At 43.6% G+C, this 18,158-nt stretch carries 11 protein-coding genes; all 11 read right to left on the bottom strand.

Annotated elements, in window-relative coordinates; all coding sequences use genetic code 11:
- Positions 1-79: 79 nt before the first annotated feature.
- The 11 genes from A7D14_RS11170 to A7D14_RS11120 all read right to left on the bottom strand — a co-directional run bounded on the left by A7D14_RS11170 (position 80) and on the right by A7D14_RS11120 (position 18,001).
- Complete coding sequence (locus A7D14_RS11170) at positions 80-1,741, bottom strand: sodium/sugar symporter (protein ID WP_067034327.1); 1,662 nt, start codon at positions 1,739-1,741, stop codon at positions 80-82.
- A gap of 54 nt (positions 1,742-1,795) precedes the next feature.
- On the bottom strand, positions 1,796-2,848 hold the full coding sequence (locus A7D14_RS11165) for a UDP-glucose--hexose-1-phosphate uridylyltransferase (RefSeq protein ID WP_067034324.1): 1,053 nt from the start codon (positions 2,846-2,848) through the stop codon (positions 1,796-1,798).
- Positions 2,841-4,001 carry a galactokinase gene (gene galK / locus A7D14_RS11160; protein ID WP_067034342.1) on the bottom strand — a complete coding sequence of 387 codons (1,161 nt, stop codon included), beginning with the start codon at positions 3,999-4,001 and terminating at the stop codon, positions 2,841-2,843. Before galK ends, A7D14_RS11165 begins: the two co-directional genes overlap by 8 nt.
- Positions 4,002-4,052: 51 nt before the next feature.
- Complete coding sequence (locus A7D14_RS11155) at positions 4,053-5,231, bottom strand: aldose epimerase family protein (RefSeq protein ID WP_067034321.1); 1,179 nt, start codon at positions 5,229-5,231, stop codon at positions 4,053-4,055.
- Positions 5,209-6,297: a glycoside hydrolase family 2 TIM barrel-domain containing protein gene (locus A7D14_RS11150; RefSeq protein ID WP_067034318.1), complete on the bottom strand. Its 1,089-nt coding sequence runs from the start codon at positions 6,295-6,297 to the stop codon at positions 5,209-5,211. The genes A7D14_RS11155 and A7D14_RS11150 overlap by 23 nt, the downstream gene beginning before the upstream one ends.
- Positions 6,298-6,512: 215 nt before the next feature.
- Entirely contained in the window at positions 6,513-7,523 is a 1,011-nt protein-coding gene (locus A7D14_RS11145; RefSeq protein ID WP_083158072.1) for a family 43 glycosylhydrolase, read from the bottom strand.
- A gap of 29 nt (positions 7,524-7,552) precedes the next feature.
- The gene (locus tag A7D14_RS11140; protein ID WP_083158071.1) at positions 7,553-8,647 is read right to left on the bottom strand and encodes a family 43 glycosylhydrolase; all 1,095 of its coding nucleotides are present in this window, start codon (positions 8,645-8,647) and stop codon (positions 7,553-7,555) included.
- Positions 8,637-9,716: a glycoside hydrolase family 43 protein gene (locus tag A7D14_RS11135; protein WP_255307442.1), complete on the bottom strand. Its 1,080-nt coding sequence runs from the start codon at positions 9,714-9,716 to the stop codon at positions 8,637-8,639. The genes A7D14_RS11140 and A7D14_RS11135 overlap by 11 nt, the downstream gene beginning before the upstream one ends.
- Positions 9,703-13,212: a VCBS repeat-containing protein gene (locus tag A7D14_RS11130; RefSeq protein WP_176712410.1), complete on the bottom strand. Its 3,510-nt coding sequence runs from the start codon at positions 13,210-13,212 to the stop codon at positions 9,703-9,705. The genes A7D14_RS11135 and A7D14_RS11130 overlap by 14 nt, the downstream gene beginning before the upstream one ends.
- A 227-nt stretch (positions 13,213-13,439) precedes the next feature.
- On the bottom strand, positions 13,440-14,972 hold the full coding sequence (locus A7D14_RS11125; protein WP_083158069.1) for a RagB/SusD family nutrient uptake outer membrane protein: 1,533 nt from the start codon (positions 14,970-14,972) through the stop codon (positions 13,440-13,442).
- Between the two features lie 26 nt (positions 14,973-14,998).
- A complete protein-coding gene (locus A7D14_RS11120) occupies positions 14,999-18,001 on the bottom strand; it encodes a SusC/RagA family TonB-linked outer membrane protein (protein ID WP_083158068.1) in 3,003 nt (1,000 codons plus the stop codon).
- Between the last annotated feature and the right edge of the window lie 157 nt (positions 18,002-18,158).

Genomic DNA, 18,158 nt, shown 5'->3' with positions numbered 1-18,158 from the left:
ATACAAATTTATTCAAAAAAAATGAAATATATGCTCCTTCAAGATGGAATGGTCCATTTTGATCAAGGCCACTCTATGATTACCAAAACAAGGCATAGATAGCGGCCAGGGCCACCATAATGGCAAAGGCCCCAATGTTGAAGAGCGGTCCGGTCCTGAAGGCTTCCTTCATTAGCCGTATGCCCTTGGGGTCTTCCTTGCCACCAGTCTGTAGCTGGCTCGCCAACATAATTATCGCTATAGTGATCAAACAGGTCAAGCCCATTTGATCCATCCACGGTAGGGCTGGGAAAAGTGGTTCAAGGGCAGTTCCTTCGGCCCAGCCCTTTGGTCCGACCTTGAAGAACATGGCCATGGGTATAGAGACCAACACCCCGATGATCGCACCACGGTTGGTCGTCCTCTTCCAAAAAAGTCCCAAAAGGAACACAGCCAAAATTCCAGGGCTCACCACCCCGGTGTATTCCTGTATAAATTGAAAGGCCTGGTCCAGTCCTCCCAAAAGCGGTGCGACCACCATAGCTATGACCAAGGCGGTAGCAGCGGAAAGCCGTCCCACCCTAACAAGCGTTCCATTGCTTGCGCTGCTGTTCATATGCTGTTTGTAGATATCCATGGTAAAAATAGTGGAGGTGGAGTTCAACATGGAGGCCAACGAAGATACTATGGCCGCCGCCAAAGCTGCAATGGCCACTCCCTTCAATCCTGTTGGCAAGAATTGCATCAACCACGGATAGGCCTTGTCAGAGGCCCCCGAGGACGGGATGTTTGCCAGTCCCTGTTCTCCAAGGCTTGATAACAGGTCTGGGTCATTGACAATGACGTAGGCCGCAATTCCCGGAATCACAACAATGAGCGGTATGACCAATTTCAAGAAAGCCGCGAACAATATCCCTTTTTGTGACTCCTTCAAGGACTTGGCGGCAAGCGTGCGTTGTATGATGTACTGGTTGAACCCCCAATAATAGAGATTGGCCACCCAAAGTCCACCTACAAGCACACCGATGCCGGGCAGGTTGATGTACTCTGGGTTGGTCCTGTCCAATATCATGTCAAAATGGCCCGGTACCGTGTCAAAGACTGTTTGGAGACCCGCCATGACGCCCTGCCCGCCAGAAACCGTGTCCAAGGCCAGATAGGTAGTGATCAATCCACCCAAAACCAAGAAAACCACTTGAATGATATCTGTCCAGGCCACCGCCGCCAATCCACCGTAAAGGGAATAGGCCGCCGCAAAAAGCCCTAGGCCAATAATGGCATAGATCATGTCAATGCCCAAAATGGTCTCAAGTGCAAGCCCGCCCAGATACAGCACAGAGGTGAGGTTCACAAAAATATAGAGACAGACCCAGAATACTGCCAAGATAGATTTCAGGCTGGTCGAAAACCGTTTCTCTATGAACTCCGGGATGGTGTACAGCTCCTTCTCAATGAAAATGGGCAGGAAATATTTACCAACGATCAAGAGGGTCAAGGCACCCATCCATTCATAGGATGCTATCCCCAAACCAAGGGCAAAACCGGAGCCCGACATCCCAATGAACTGTTCTGCTGAAATGTTCGCTGCTATCAAGGAGGCCCCTATGGCCCACCAGGGCAGGGACTTGCTCGCCAAAAAATAGTCCTCCGTGCTTTTCTTCTCCCCTTTTTTTGTCCGGGAGACCCAAAGCCCCACGCTTAGGATTACAAGTGCATATAGTACGAAGACCAGATAGTCCCAAAATTCAAAACTGCTTTCCATAATTATTTGGTTGTTCGTTATTGGTTCATTTTTATTTGTTGGCCAACACTCATTTCAATGACCATCCATTTTGGTATAGTGTTCCGTTGGGAGCTGGGCCAGGGTCCGGGCCGCCTGTTCCGCAGTGATGTCCCGCTGTGGATCGGCGAACATTTCGTACCCTACCATGAATTTTTTTACCGTGGCCGAACGCAATAGCGGCGGGTAGAATGACATGTGGAAATGCCATTCCGCATGCTTCCCACCGTCCGTGGGCCGCTGGTGTATTCCTGATGAATAGGGAAAAGAGGTCTCAAAGAGATTGTCGTACTTGGTGGTCACTATTTTTATCATCCCCGCAAAGTCCCTCTTTTCCTTTCCATCCATCTGTGAAATATCCTGATGGTGTTTTCTGGGAACGATCATCATCTCATAGGGCCATACCGCCCAATAGGGCACCAAGGCCACAAAATGGCCATTCTCGGCAACTATTCGTTGATCCAGTTCCAGCTCTTGTTCCAGATAATCACCCAAAAGGCTCCGCTGGTTCTTTTCCCAATATTCTTTTTGATGGATGGTCTTCTTCCCCACTTCCTGCGGAATGGAACTCTGTGCCCAGATCTGCCCGTGTGGATGGGGGTTGCTGCATCCCATGATGGCCCCTTTGTTCTCAAAGATCTGCACATGGTCGATGAAGTTCATCTTACCTAATTCCAAATATTCTTTCTGCCAAAGTGTGACCACTTTTTCAATTGCGGAAACTTCCATTTGGGGCAGTGTCAAGGAATGGTCTGGCGAGAAACAGACCACCTTGCAGATGCCGGCTTCGCTTTTTCCCAACAAAAGCCCATCTTTATATACCTCCATAGAAGTATCTGAAAGAAGAGCTGAAAAATCGTTGACAAAACTGAACACATCTTTATAATCAGGGTTGGCCTGCCCACCTGCCCTAACGTTACCGGGACATAGATAACACTCCCTATCGTGGGATGGCTTGTCCAAAGTTGGTAGTTTTTCCTTTTTGCCCTGCCAGGGACGTTTGGTACGGTGTGGAGACACCAGTACCCATTCTCCTGTAAGAATGTTGTACCTACGATGTGGTATTTGGTTCAATCGGCTCTCAGACATGTTTCTTGATAATTGTTGTTCCTTGGCTCGGAACGGTTTGAAACGGAGACAGTTCAATGGAAAATTTCTTTTTGTAGGCCTCGCTTACCGCATTCACAAAATTGTCAACAGCTTCTACATGGATAATGTTCAAAGTGCAGCCACCAAAGCCACCGCCTACCATTCTGGCACCTAGCACATCTTCCCAATTCTTTGAAAAATCTACCAAAAAATCAAGCTCAGGGCAACTGACCTCGTACTTTTTGCGCTGTCCCTCGTGGGATTCGTACAAAAGTTTTCCCAACCCGATCAAATCATTGTTACTCAGATGCTCCGCAGCTTTCAGGACCCTTTGGTTCTCTTCAAGCACATAACTGCACCTCCTGTACCGTACATTGCCAAGCTCCTCCCTGCACCTTTTGACCATGTCAGGGGTCATGTCCCTGAACGAATGTTGTACGCCAAATCGTTCAGCAATGATCTTGAGACCGGAAGAGCTTTCCTCCCTCCTATCATTATATCCACTTGTGGAAAGGTTGTGCTTTACGTTCGTGTTGAGCATCAAGATCACATAGGGGTCCATCTTGGTGGGAATGTACTCAAAATCCAGCGATCGACAATCCAACAGCATGGAATGGTCCTTTTTGCCCATGACGGAGGCAAACTGGTCCATGATCCCACATTGTGTACCTACAAAATTGTGTTCCGCCCTTTGCCCCAACTTAATTATCTGCCAGCGGTCCAAACCTAAATCAAAAAGCTCGTTCAGTCCAAAGGCGAGCCCGCATTCCAGTGCCGCCGAGGAGCTCATCCCCGATCCCACGGGTATATCCGTCTCCATCTCACAGTCAAACCCTTTTAGATCTTGTGTGAGCAATTGCAGCTCGTTCAAAACGCCCAGCACATAATTGTGCCAACCTTCAGTACCCTGACTTATGTTGCCAAGATCAACGACCAGGACACTGTCAAAGCCCTTGCTCTTTATGGTGCACCTTGTCTTGCTTCCATTGGCCCTTAACCTAATGGTAATGCGCTTGTCAATGGCAGCTGGCAACACAAACCCGTCATTGTAGTCCGTATGCTCCCCAATCAAGTTCACCCTCCCAGGGGAGGAGACCTCTAGGTCGAATGCAAATTCTGCGACATCCAGGCCGTCTTTTAATTTATTTTCCATTAAGTCGGTATCCTTTATCATCCATTGATCAACATCAAATTGAATTCATATTTATTCCACTGAAAACCTATATTCTGTAACTGTATGGTACGTCTCTCCGGGGTTTAATTGTATAGATGGAAATTCTGGCTGGTTCGGTGTATCCGGAAAATGTTGGGTCTCCAAACAAAACGCTGTTCTGAAGTCGTCTTTGGCACCAGATTTCAACGCATTCTTTGAAGCCATAAAGTTTCCGCTATAAAATTGGATTCCCGGTTCCTCGGTAAACACCTCCATGACAACTCCCGATTTATCGCCCACAACCTTTGCTGCTTTATGTAAGCCTTTTTCATCACTATTTAAAACATAGTTGTGGTCGTACCCCTTGCCAAATTCCAGTTGTTCATTGACTGCTTTAATACGTTTACCAATCGTATGCGGCTTCCTAAAATCGAAGGGGGTTGAGGCTACCTCTCTCAACTCTCCAGTGGGAATGAGTCCTGCATCAACTGGGGTAAATCGGTCCGCATCAATTTGCAGCTTATGGTTCAAAATTGAACCGCTTCCTTCCCCATTGAGGTTGAAATAGGCATGGTTGGTTAAATTTACCACCGTAGGTTTATCCGTAGTCGCTTCATATTCAATAGTGACCGCATTGTCTTCTGTCAACGAGTAGGTTACCCTTGTTTGCAAATTCCCGGGAAAACCTTCTTCCATATCAGGAGAGGTGTAAGTTAAAATCAAGGTATGCCCATTGGGTTGTTCCGCATCCCAAACCACATCTTGAAATCCTTTGTAGCCCCCATGTAGGGTATTTTTATTGTCATTGGTAGGCAGGGTATATTTATTTCCGCTTATGGAAAATCTACCATTTGCAATGCGGTTACCTACCCTACCAATGGTTGCCCCAAAATAGGCTTCAGGTGATTCCATGTATTCCTTAATGCTGCTGCGACCAATATTTACATCAATTGCATTCCCATTTTTGTCTTGCACAAAAAGGCTTATGATACGTCCTCCGTAATTGGTCATAGCCATTTTTAAATCCTTCCGCTGCAACCAATACAGCTTTACAGATTTACCACCAATTGTTGTATTAAAATCCTTATCCTTTATAATATTGACTATTGCGGTTGGTAGGGCATCGCTTTTGATTTTTTTTTCCTGTTTTGTTTTGCACGATATGCACAATAGAACTATAAACAAAGCTATTGCCCGTCCGAGAACTCTATTTTTTGACCGAATGATCATTTCCCTCACCGTTTAATTTTTTGATTAAATTAACTTCATCTTGTCTATAAGGGGTACCGTCCTTTCTAAATATGTCGTGAAACCATTCAACAGGCTCAGCTCCATCTTCAATGGGAGTGTTCCATGCATATATGGTATTGGATTTTCCATTGACCAACCCCCAGTTAATAGCTCCTATATTTTCCTTTTTGAGAACAGGCAAAATATTTGAAAATCGGCTGTTGTTGGTCCGTGCCATATATTCGGTACAGATCATGGGGCGTCCATGTGTCTTTAGTAAATTGATTACATGCTGGTGTTTTTTCTCATCTTCATATTGGTGATAAGTTAGAATATCTGAATTTGCCGCTTGGAACGCATTCAGTTCCTGAAAATCCCAGCGCCAAAGACCGGCACTCAAGGGTTGACTTGGATTGACTTCCCTTGCCCAAATGAAAATTGCTTTTAAAAGGGGCATGGAACTTGTGAGTTTATCCGTGTTCCCGGGTTCATTGTAAAGGTCCCACAAGAGTATACGATCATCATTGGCGAAAGTGTTCAGGATATCCTTTACATAAACTTCCAAGGCTGGAAAATTTTCTTTGTTCTTGGATGCCGGGTCTCCAGGATCTTGTACCCACCCCGAATTATGGGTTCCTGGAACGGGTTCAGGTTGCTTGCCAATTTTTGGCTGTTTCCCCCAAACGTCATCAAAAAACACAAACATGGTTTTGATACCGTGCTTGTTCGCAATTTGCAAATAAGTTTCCATGTTTTTCTTGAAGTCCTTTGGATTTGCTTTATAGGCCAAACTGTGCAGATATACTCTCATGGTGTTGAACCCTAAACCTTCGGCATAACCGAGTTCACGATCAATGGTCTCTGGGTCAAATGTGCTGGATTGCCACATTTCCAATTGGTTGATTGCTGTACTGGGCACAAAATTGGCCCCTGTGATCCATTTTTGTTTGGCGTACCATTCACTCGCTTTTTCTTTTGACCATTTATTCTTTTCCAGAACATTTTCTTGGGCATTTGCCACAAGGATTGCACATAAAAACAGCCCAGTAATCAATATTCGCTTCATAATAATCTTGTTATTTTTGATTCACACTTAAATAATTTTGAATGTTTTAGTTTTGGAATTACCATCGACCTTGAAATTGGAATAGGCTATTCTGTGTAGGGGAAGTTGAATAATGGAATTACCGGGCCTTTTTCAAGGCCCGATAATTTCAATCAACTAAACTCAAACAATCTAATTCAAACTAACTAACACTCGTACTCAAATAATTCTTGGTTTTATTTTGGTTTTTGAATGACTTTTTTTAACGGCCATGGCACACCAAAATCCGGTCTGCCGTTTTCATCCCAACCAAACCGCTGTATCCTAGTACTCCGTTGGGAACATCCCAATTCGGGTTTATCCTTTGCATGATACACCAGCCAATGTTCGCTGGGATCATTGGAGGTTGTGATGCTATGGTGGCCTGGACCATACACATTGTTTTCTGTGGAAAATTCAAAGACCGCTTTAGAAAACCGCTTCCAAGAGACGGCTTTTGTGAAATCTGAATCCTTCTTGGCCGCCAGCATTCCCAAGGAATAATTATCGTCCCAACAGGCTCCTGCCGAATACACAATAAAGACCTCATCCCTTGGCCCCTCCAAAAATGAAGGCCCTTCCAGAATACTTCTTTCTCCGGTCTTCTCCCAATCGTACTTGGGTGCGGCCAAAATGGTTTCATCGTCATCTAAGGTCCAAGGGTTGGACATGGTGGCGATGGCTATATCACTGTGGTCATCTACGTAGGGGGAATACATGAAATACCGTTTATCGCCGTATTTGAAAATGGACCCGTCTATTCCGCTGTATTTTGTGTTGATTTTCCCCCTATCAATCCACTCCCCTTTCATTGGATCATGATGGCTGTTCTCCAGAACAAAGACATATCTGGAATGATCTCCTTCATTGGATGCATCAGCAGCGGTGTAATAGATATACCACTTTCCATCGACATGGTGTATTTCTGGCGCCCAAACGCAACAACTGTTTTCCCCCTCACTGGGAGCCTTCCATATAGTTTTTGAACCAATGGTCTCCACTTGGGTAATGTCTTTGGTGGACCAAAGTTCCAAGCGGTTTCCCCTTGTTACCATGAAGTAATAATATCCATCGTCATGCAGCATGGCATAGGGGTCTGCTCCGTCCTCTAGAATGGGATTGGTGAATGCATTTTCATCCTGACCTATCCCCAACTGAAAGAAGAAAATGGAAATCACGGAGACCAGTATGTTTTTTAACTTTTTCAAACTTCTATTATTAGGTGGGTTATTGCATGCTATTCGGAAGGTATTTCAATGACCTCTTCCTCGGATTTGGGCGTCCCAAGGATGGGATAGCCTTCCTCACTCCATTGGATCATCTGCATCCTTGGTGAACGATGCGAACCGCATCCTTGGCCTGGTTCTGAATTGGCATGATATAGAATCCAATCCTCTTTGCCATTGGGTGACTTAAAAAAGGAGTTGTGCCCGGGACCATACACTCCATTTTCCGGTGATTGGGTGAATATGGGTTCATCAGACTTTACCCAAGCTTCCGGATCCAATAAATTGTCCGTTCCGGCAAACGTCAATAATCCCAATGAATAATAATCGGTCCAACATCCGCTTGCGGAGAACACAATAAAAATATTGTCATCATGGGACAAAAATTGTGGTCCTTCGTTCACATATACCTGGGGAGGGTTACTATCGGAGGTCCCCTCATTCCAATGCCTTTCCCATTCATGGGTCGGTGAAGAAATTTTTACACGGTCTCCTTCAATCTCCAAAGGGTTTTTCATTTTAGCGATGAAAATATCCTGCTGCCCGTTGGCATCCCCTTCCCAGCCGGACCAAATCATATACAATTGCCCATTATGCTTAAACACATTACCATCAATGGCCCATTTATCCGTAGCTGCGGCTATCTTCCCCTTAAAATCAAAAGTACCTTGAAACGGGTTTTCGTTCGAGTTTTCCACAGCATACATTCTGTGGGTCTCGTTGTTCCCATCATCCGCAGCAAAATAAACGTACCACTTTCCATCAATAAAATGAACTTCTGGCGCCCAAATATCATGGGAGTACAATGTGCCCTCCGGTGGGGTCCAAATCGTCTTGGTCTCTGCTTCACTGAGGTTTGCCAAGTTTTTCACTTTTCTCAAAACCAGTTTATTGCCCTCTGTACTGGTGTAATAATAGTATCCGTTATGGTAAATGTTGAACGGGTCCGGGCCAGATGGCAACAATGGGTTGGTGAACGTCTCTTTCTTGGGTTGTTCACCTACTGCTGTTTCTTTTTTTTCTGTCCGCTCCTGACATGAAATCAAACAAAGGCCCAATACCGCAATAAGGGGTCCATAAACTATTGATCTTCTTCTATTTTTCATTGAATTCTTCTTTAACAATCTCAAATTTCTCAACTAGTTGGTTATATTCTTTTTTTGAAATAGCGATCATGCAACCGTGCCTAACCGCTTTGGGCAATTCATATTTATCCCAGTCACTATAAAATGTATATCCTGATGCTTGATACCACGGGCCATTCAAATTATCGGCCACGGAGAGTCCATAGGAAACCCCTGGATATTGCTCATAATACAGGTACCATACTTTATTGTTAGGGGAGGGAATTAGGGTTGGTGCTTCCCTAAAATTTGGGCTAATGGGATCTGCTGGAAAGGAATACGGTCCCAACAAGGAATCTGACCTTGCAATTCGTATGGTCTTTCCAGTTGGCCAATACAAGGTTGGATAGGTTTCATCCTTTATGATTGCAAAATAGGTGTCCTCAACCTTTCTGATGATGACGTCAATAGTACCAATGTTCCAATCAAAAAGTTTTTTGGGGGTATCGGAAAATGTCTTCAAATCCTTTGAAAGCACATACAAAGTCCTTTGACTTGCCCAATACCGTTCTGGGTCCGTTTTGGTGCCTTCTATGTGCGGCGTATGCCAGGTCATGACAAATTGCGACGAAGCATCATCATAAAAAAGTTTAGGTGCCCCAATACGCTGTAGCGCCTCTGAATAATCCGGAGTTTGTTTAAGGTTGGGCGTATATACCCCGTGTTTCTTCCAGTTGATCAAGTCGTCAGAAACCCAAATATTGATATCGGGTGAAGAATCACTGGTATTGCCCAAAATATAGTACTTTCCATCTGGTCCTTTGCAGATATCTGGATGGCCTTGATATGCATCGAAAACTCGTTCCCCATTATTCAAACGTTGCCAGTGCAGACCATCCAAACTAACGGAGTAATATAATCGCCCATAATCCTCATGGGTCATGTGGGCAAAAAGATAGGCCTCATTTTTTGGCGACTCATTTTCGGAAACTTGCCCCGGTATATCGGGTTGCTGGGCAATTAAGTCCGCAGACCACATTAGAGCAGCTAAAAACAATATGCGATACACCAACTTCATCTTCAAATTCTGTATTCTTTCAGTTTGGTTCATGTGGTTTGGTTTTTATGGTACGCGTCTGATTTCCCACAAAATCATATACATTGATTTGTTTTACACTTTTTGTGGAGGCAAGAATGCCCCTTGAGGATTGGGTTAAATATCCACTTCCGTATCCTATTTCCTTACGTTCAGCCTTCCCATTATCCAATATCATTTCGAGTGATGCTTCATTAGCTTGAAGCGATATAAATTCGCCATTTGATGCCACTGAAGTCCTTAGCAATTGTACAGGAGCATTGTTATTGGTGACAACGAAAAGATTCTCATTGCCTGCATTTACCATTCCCAGTGCTTTTTGGTCATAATCCAAATAAAGTCCAGAGTTTGATTGCGGAACATAGGTAAAACCTCCATTGCCATTTCCCAACATCAAAGTGCCCAAGGAAGCATTGTAGGGACCGGTATAGGTTTCAAAAGATTCTGAGTTGCCCACAAGTAGCACATCTAAAAATCCGTCTGCATTAAAGTCATTGGCCAGCGTTCCAAAAACTGGGGAAAACTGCACTTCGTTGGGCAACGGTTTTAGAACAAACTTTGAATTTCCTTTGTTTTCTATGTAGCAACTGCGCATTTCGGTGGCAGAAAGTACAATGGCGCTTTCCAGTTCCTTCTCGCTGAAAATATCATTTATGGAAGCTTTTGAATAAGCGTCATATGTTCCAAACCGCTTATGGGTGAGGCTCAATTGTTCTTGCATTACATCTCGAACAGCTACAGGAACATCCTCACCGTTTTTAGAGTAGCTCACAATGGGATCGTTGGTGCCATTATGATCAAAATCTGAGCCATATACTTTTAAAGGTCTATCGGGATAGGCTTTATACTGACTATTTAACCCAAGATTCCCAGCGATATAATCCATGTCTCCATCTTGATCAAAATCGCCAGCGGTAATGCTGTTCCACCATCCGCTTGAATTGGGAATTGTGGCTTGTTCGTCCCATTTTAGGGTTCCTTCATGGTTCTGGAAGAAGGTTATGGGCATAAATTCACCCACCACCACTAAATCATACCATCCATCCAAATTATAATCAGTCCACAAAGCAGCGCTTACCATTCCCACATTTTGCAATCCATCCACCGTATTGGCCACATCATTGAAAACCCCATCATCATTTCGCAACAAATAACTGTCCGGTGATTTTGGAAATTCGCCAACGGCGACCCTGCTTCCCCTAAAAATATCCAAGTCTCCATCGCGATCGTAATCAGAAGCCACCACAACACTACCGCTAAAGCTTGTTTTGGGAATCAGGTTTTGGGACCGGGACATATTGCCCTTGCCATCGTTCAAATACAGACGATCATTGTAGATATAGTCATCTTCCTTTAGGTTGACACTGCCCCCACTCACCACATACAAATCATTATCCCCATCACCGTCTGCATCAAAAAGAAGTGCGCCCATATCTTCCATATTGTTCTCCCCTTGGGGCAAGGCTTCAAATTTTCCCGGTGTTTTTTGAAGGTAGATGGTTCGCAATTGTTTGGAATCCGCTCCTATGAAAATATCATCGAGACCATTGTTGTCCACATCGGCTATGGCCATGCCTGGAGAAAGTTGGTTGTATTGCTGATGTAGGGAGAAGGTGCGATTGAATTCATCAAAAGCATATTCCTCATGTTTGTATGCCAATCCCAAACTATCCGCGTTCAGCAGTTGAAAAACTTGTCGTTCTATAGGTTGGGCTACCAAATGCTGTTCTTCTTGCGATACATACTTTATGGTATGAAGGGTATCCGGAGCTAAATCATGCAACTGTTGAATTTTGCCATCAGTCCAAACAACTTCCACCCTAAAACTGGTGTTATTCCCCAAGCCAAATGAGAGTATAGGATCCACAGAAGACATATAACCCCTTACAGAAAGGTTTTCCTGATATTTTAATTCCCCGGAAGGAAGCAAGACCCGTACCTTTGCACCAACTTCTTTACTTTGACCTGTATCGGATTTTAGTTGCAGTCGCACAAAATGGGATTCGTTTTTGGTTTCAGTGACTTCAGAAGTGGAGGATGAAATAAGCCCGTTCCGGTACAAACTTGCCTCAGAATCGATATTATTGAATACCAAATCGAGGTCGCCATCATTGTCAAAGTCTGCATAAGCCGCACCATTGGAAAAGGTACTTTGTTGAAGTCCCCAGGTTTCCGAAGCATTTTTAAAAGTTAGATTTCCATTATTCTTGAAAATGTAGTTCTGTAATTTTATTTCTGGAAGCTCATACAGTTTTTTGATTCGATTCTTCCGTGCCTCCTCTTGGTTCTTGCCTTGAAAAGCTGCCTCTTGGTTTAGGTACACCGCATAATCCAAATTGGTAATATCACGGCGATAGCCATTGGTGACCACCAAATCCTTTAATCCGTCATTATCAAAATCGGCCAATAAAGGAGCCCAGCTCCAATCTGTGGCATGAATACCTGCTAACTGGCCTATTTCACTAAACCGAAGGCTTCCTTCTTGATTGTTCCCTTGGTTGATTTGCAACACATTTCGCACATACTCCTCTTGATAGCCAAGACCTTTGGCCATACTAAAAAAGTCCCTGTTGGTCTTCATGACCATCATTTTTCTTCGCTGCTCCTCTTCGGGTAACATATCCACCACACAAATGTCAAGCAGTCCATCATTGTTAATATCTTGAATGTCCACTCCCATACTGTTGTATGAAGTGTGCTTTAAATACTCTGCCGATTTGTCCACGAATGTACCATCATGGTTGTTGATCCAGATGTTGTCGTTGGAGACAAAATCGTTGGCACAGTACACATCGAGCCATCCGTCTTGGTTCAAGTCTGTTACACAAACCCCCAATCCATGGCCCTCCTTTAGGATACCTGCACCAAGAGTCACATTTTCAAAGCTTGGATGACCATCTACAAATCCATTGTTCCGGTACAGCCGATCATTTGATGGGCTCTCACCATTATTTCGCTTTTTATGTAGTTGGTTGCGACCTGTTTTTTCCATGGCGTTGCTAAGAATGTAGCAATCCAGATCGCCATCTTTGTCATAATCGAAGAAAACCGATTGTATGGAAAATCCATCATCAGCAAGGCCATACGCATTGCTCAACTCTTCAAAAATGGGAATTCCTTCAGCGTTGTTTCCTTGGTTGATGAACAATAGGTTCGACCTTTCTTCTTTAGATCCCATAGCATGGGCGACTGCCACATAAATATCCAATAATCCGTCTTGGTTGATATCTGCCACTGAAACCCCAGTGCACCATTTAGTGGTGGCAACACCAGCTTTTTCAGTAACCTCAAGAAACTTAAAGTCACCCTGATTTACATACAATTGGGAGGAAACCAGATTTCCTGCAAAGAAGATGTCCTGAAGTCCATCTGCATTAAAATCACCTATTCCCACACCAGCGCCGTTGAAAAGCACATCATATTCCAAAGCATTCAGTGTATCATTTTCAAACGGTTGAATTTGATTGTTGAAATCAATTCCTGAGTGTGCACTGGATATCCGTTTGAACATCTTTGGTTCGTGGTCTTTTTCAGAACAAGCCGCAAAACACAAACAAAGGGTAGCAGCGCTCAAAAGCACGCTCCTTTGTCTTGCTAAAAATGTCTGTATTAAACTACACCTACCCATCGATGAAACGATATCTTAATTAACCTTGAAGTTTTAATTGGAGACAAGCACCATTGCTTGATTACGCTTGCTATGGCACTTGCCTTCTCTTTATTAAAATTGTTTATCGCTTACCAGCCTGGATTCTGTTCCAACGAACCTCCATAGGCATCAATTTCCCGCAAAGGAATTGGCAAGTATTCGGATTTACCTCTCACAAAATTTTGAAACTCCGTATCGAAATCTGATTCCGCGGCTGAAAGGCTTGGATCAGGCCCGGCAAGTTCCGGTCCTGCGATACCATAGCGTACCATATCAACAAATCTCACGCTTTCCCCTGCCAATTCAACCACACGATCGTGGCGTAGCTGTAACCTGAAATCTTGCTGGCTTAAGGTCATGGGCAAATCACTCATATTAGATCGTTGACGGACCAAGTTTGCGTATGGAATAGCCTCTGGTGTTCTGCCCAATTCATTCAAAGCTTCAGCATACATTAAATACACATCTGCCAATCTAAGCACCCTGGTATTGATTCCTGAGAAATAACTTTCATAATCTTGCCAGTAGTTGGTATACTTTCTCCAAAAACGGTCATTGGGTCCAGCGCCTCTTTCAGCATAGGTTTGCCCATATAAAAGTTCACCTGGATGATCATAGGTCATTGTATACTGAAGACGTGGGTCTTCATTGCCATCCTTATCGGTTTCACTCAAGAACTGGTTTAAGAGCCATTTAGTAGGTTGGCCATCGGTCCAACCCAAAGGTCGAACTCCGAAGAACTGTGCCCGCTCACTGGTTTCATCACCAGAGGCATTGTTATAGGTTGGGAACCCACCTGTTTTTCCATTGTTGTTTACGAACTGGATTTCAAAAAGGGACTCTTTGTTGTTTTCGAATTCCTCAGTAAAATTATCCTTAAAATCTGCCATCAAATCATAGGTTCCGGGTACCATATCTATAATTTTCTCGAATTCAGTCGCCGCCTCAGTCCATTTTTTCTGTTGTAAATAAGATCTCCCTAGATAACCTATGGCTCCACCATAGGTTGCACGTCCCACATCTGCGCCTGTATAACTTTCAGGCAGGCCTGCAGCGGCAGCAATGAAGTCTTCCTCAACTAAAGCCCAAACTTCCTCAATGGTGCCTTGCGGATAACGCGTATTGGCATCCTCAATACCAGTAACCAATGGAACACGACCCCAAAGTGTAGCCAATTTGTAGTAACAATGCCCTCTTAAAAAATGAGCTTCAGCCACAATTCTTGTTCGTAGCGATTCATCCATTTCAATGTTGGGGACGTTTTCCAGAACCTGGTTTGCTTTATAGATGGTCCTATACAATTCTCGCCAAACCTCAAGTAGCCATGGGAAGTCGTAATTTATGTTCACGTGTCTACCCACATTGGCGAGGTCGGTCCATGGACTCTGACTATAGCCCTCATCAGAACGCATGTCATAGTCAAAGATTTCCCATAAACTTAGTTCGCGGTTCTGGATTCCAGAGTATACCGCATTGATCCCAAGTATGGCATCTTCCTCCGTCTGCCAGAATGTATCTGGGGTCGGAGCATTTGGATTCACTTGGTCCAAAAGGTCTTTTTCGCATGAGACGGTCATCCCAAAGAATACCATCAATACTATTATTTTTCTTATTTTTTCCATTCTTTGAAGTTTAAGTTTTTAGTTGATTAAAATCCTATTTGAATCCCCAATATTCCTGTTCTCAATGAAGGGAAATTCCCGTTATCAAATCCTCTGTTCAAGAAATCACCGTTTCCATTGGCCCCAACAACTTCTGGGTCATAACCTGAATAATCGGTAATGGTGAAAAGGTTTTGTCCTGTCATATACAATCTAAGTTTATTTAAACTGAGTTTGCTGATGACCTCTTCTGGAAAGGAGTATCCTATTTGTAGGTTCTTTAACCTGAAATAATCACCCTTCTCCACATAGCGGTCAGAGTTCTGGGTAGGATTCAGAGAAGAATCCAAGTGTTGTGGTCTTGGAATAAGATTGGAAGTTCCCTCACCTGTCCAGAAGACATCATCTACCAAATAGTTGGCGTTATCATCATAACGTTGGGACCACCATTTTTGCTCATTAAAGATGCTGTTTCCAGTAACTCCAGCAAAAAACGCTGTCATATCAAATCCTTTGTAGCCAAAATTCAGGTTTAAGCCGTATTCAAAATCCGGTAAGGCCTTTCCAACCACTGTACGGTCATCAAAATTGATGACTCCGTTGCCATCATTATCCACATACTTTACATCACCAGGGCGTGCACCGGGTTGTACACCCCATGCATCAATCTCAGCTTGGTTTTGAAATATTCCCGCTGTTTCCAACACGTAGAAAGATGCAACGGGCTCACCAACTGCTGTACGCAAAATCTGTCCTTGTCCAAAAATGGGCAAGTTCCCTGCCTCTTCAACCAAGGCCTTTACCTCGTTCTTCAAGAAAGTTCCATTGGCCAAAACCCCAAAACTAAAATCATTGATAACATTCTGGTAGCCCAAACTAAGTTCCAAGCCACGGTTCTGCACCTGACCAACGTTTGCCAATGGGTCACCACCTGTGTTACCAGAAGATAAGGGTATTGGCACAGCCAGTAGTAAATCTTCAACATCAGCAATGTAATAATCCGCAGTAAGGCTCAATCTGTTTTGGAAAAAGCCCATATCCACACCAATATTGGTCGTGGTTTTGCTTTCCCACCTTAGATTGGGATTTACCAACTGAAGATTGGTTGCACCAGGAACCACTTGGTTGTTGAGCACATAGTTTTGGTTGTATCGGAGCACGCTTTGGGTAGCATAATTGCTGATGGCCTGATTACCTACAATACCCCAACTCCCCCTAAGCTTTAGGTTACTGAATACACCATTGTTTTCCATAAATCCTTCTTCACTAATTCTCCAAGAAGCGGACACTGAAGGGAAATTGGCATATCGGTTGTTTTTACCAAACTTAGAAGAACCATCCCGTCTAAAGTTGAACAACAGGGTGTATTTATCATCAAAGGAGTAGTTGAAACTACCAAGAAAAGACCGTAGTCCGGCTACTTCCTCCCTACCCTCCGTACGAGGGCTGGTAGTACCATTGTCTTGTACCCAGAACTCTCCACTTAACCCTTCCGTATGGGCAAAATTGTATGTAAAATTGTCTTTTTGGGTCGTGTAACCCACCAAAGCGGTAATATTGTGTTTTCCAAATGCCTTGTTGAAATTCAAAGTGTTTTCCGCTAGAATATTGAAGAATTCCGTATGACGATCATCCAAAAAGGCTGCTCCAGGAGTGTTCTGTCGCAATGCCCCAGCTCTTTGATAGTATTTCTCTCTGATCTGTGCATAATCAAGACCCAAGTTCAGCTTGTATTTTAGGAACGGAAAAATCTCAAATTCTGCAAATGCGCTACCAAGCACCTTACTGGTCACCGCAGTATTGCTGTAATGTTCTTGTAATCCGATTGGATTGGTGGCGAAAGTTGAATTGTTATCATCCCCATAGCCATAGCCACTTTCATTATTAGGGTCATATACTGGGATAGTGGGCAGCATCCAAACTACATCAATGAACGGGTTACCGTTCACTCTGGTTTGATTGCTCCTGCTCATGGCAATATTTTCACCAAAAGTGAACCTCCCCTTCTTCGTTTGGGTATTCACCCTAATCTGATAACGGTCAAACTCAGGACCAATGATGGCACCTTCTTGATCAAAATAGTTCAATGAAATAAAATAGTTTGAATTTTCGGAACCCCCTGAAAGGTTTAGATTGTGCTCAGAAATAGTTCCGGTCTTGAACAATTCTTCCTGCCAATCGGTATCCACTCCTTCCCTAAGATTTTGGGGCGCATCGCCATTATTGGTATAGGCAAGATCATTAATCTCCTTAAATTGTGCCGCATTGGTCAACTTCAACCTTTTATTTATGGTTTGGAAGCCATAATAAAAATCATAATCCACTTTTAATGGACCCGGTCTTCCTTTTTTGGTGGTTACAATAATAACCCCGTTCATTCCCCTGGATCCATACAACGCTGTTGCCGCGGCATCCTTTAGTACCTGTATTGACTCAATATCGTTTGGGTTGAAGTCAGACCCAAGGGCAGAGATCAACATTCCATCCACTACATAAAGCGGAGAATCTTGACCCGAAAACGAATTCAATCCCCTAATCTTTACGGAAGAAGAAGTACCGGGAGCGCCTGTTGAGGTAACGGTTACCCCGGCTGCCCTACCCTGTAACATCTGACCGACATTCCCAGCGGGTGCTTTCAACATTTCGTCCGTATCCACAACAGATACAGATCCTACAATTTCACTCCTTTTTACACTTTGGTAGCCAATTACCACAACCTCATCCAAAAGATTATTGTCTTCCGATAGTACAATATCAATTGAACTTCTATTATCAACATCCACCAATAATTGTACAAATCCAATATAGCTTACCATAAGCTGCCCATTTGAAGGCACACCATCCAGCTGAAAATTTCCATCAAAATCCGAAGTAGTACCCTGCTGGGTTCCTTGGATTACAATACTGGCTCCAGGCAATGGAGTCCCTTGGGTATCCGTAACGCTACCCGTAACCGTCAGTTGTTCCTGTGCATGAACAAAGCTGTGGGCGCATAACAAAAGTATTGGCAATAGCGCCATTTTAGTTAGTCTAGTTAGCTGTTTTTTCATTTGTCCTTAGTTTTAAATTTAAAGTTGGTATTCCAAAAAGCTTTAGCTGTTTATCAAATCATCAATAACAAATACGATTTTTTGATATAATTCGAATAAACAAATCAAATAATTTAGATTATGACAATACCTATAGATCTGTTCCAATCTATCATAC

The organism is Allomuricauda sp. CP2A, from assembly GCF_001683915.1.
Lineage (GTDB): Bacteria > Bacteroidota > Bacteroidia > Flavobacteriales > Flavobacteriaceae > Flagellimonas.
Note: the sequence above shows the minus strand (reverse complement) of the source record. Positions and strands in the feature narration are given on the sequence as shown.

Bases quoted from the DNA above. Each gene is read 5' to 3' on its own strand.
- A7D14_RS11170 (WP_067034327.1), bottom strand. From the start codon at position 1,741: ATGGAAAGCAGTTTTGAATTTTGGGACTATCTGGTCTTCGTACTATAT.
- A7D14_RS11165 (WP_067034324.1), bottom strand. From the start codon at position 2,848: ATGTCTGAGAGCCGATTGAACCAAATACCACATCGTAGGTACAACATT.
- galK (WP_067034342.1), bottom strand. From the start codon at position 4,001: ATGGAAAATAAATTAAAAGACGGCCTGGATGTCGCAGAATTTGCATTC.
- A7D14_RS11155 (WP_067034321.1), bottom strand. From the start codon at position 5,231: ATGATCATTCGGTCAAAAAATAGAGTTCTCGGACGGGCAATAGCTTTG.
- A7D14_RS11150 (WP_067034318.1), bottom strand. From the start codon at position 6,297: ATGAAGCGAATATTGATTACTGGGCTGTTTTTATGTGCAATCCTTGTG.
- A7D14_RS11140 (WP_083158071.1), bottom strand. From the start codon at position 8,647: ATGAAAAATAGAAGAAGATCAATAGTTTATGGACCCCTTATTGCGGTA.
- A7D14_RS11135 (WP_255307442.1), bottom strand. From the start codon at position 9,716: ATGAACCAAACTGAAAGAATACAGAATTTGAAGATGAAGTTGGTGTAT.
- A7D14_RS11130 (WP_176712410.1), bottom strand. From the start codon at position 13,212: ATGTTCAAACGGATATCCAGTGCACACTCAGGAATTGATTTCAACAAT.
- A7D14_RS11125 (WP_083158069.1), bottom strand. From the start codon at position 14,972: ATGGAAAAAATAAGAAAAATAATAGTATTGATGGTATTCTTTGGGATG.
- A7D14_RS11120 (WP_083158068.1), bottom strand. From the start codon at position 18,001: ATGAAAAAACAGCTAACTAGACTAACTAAAATGGCGCTATTGCCAATA.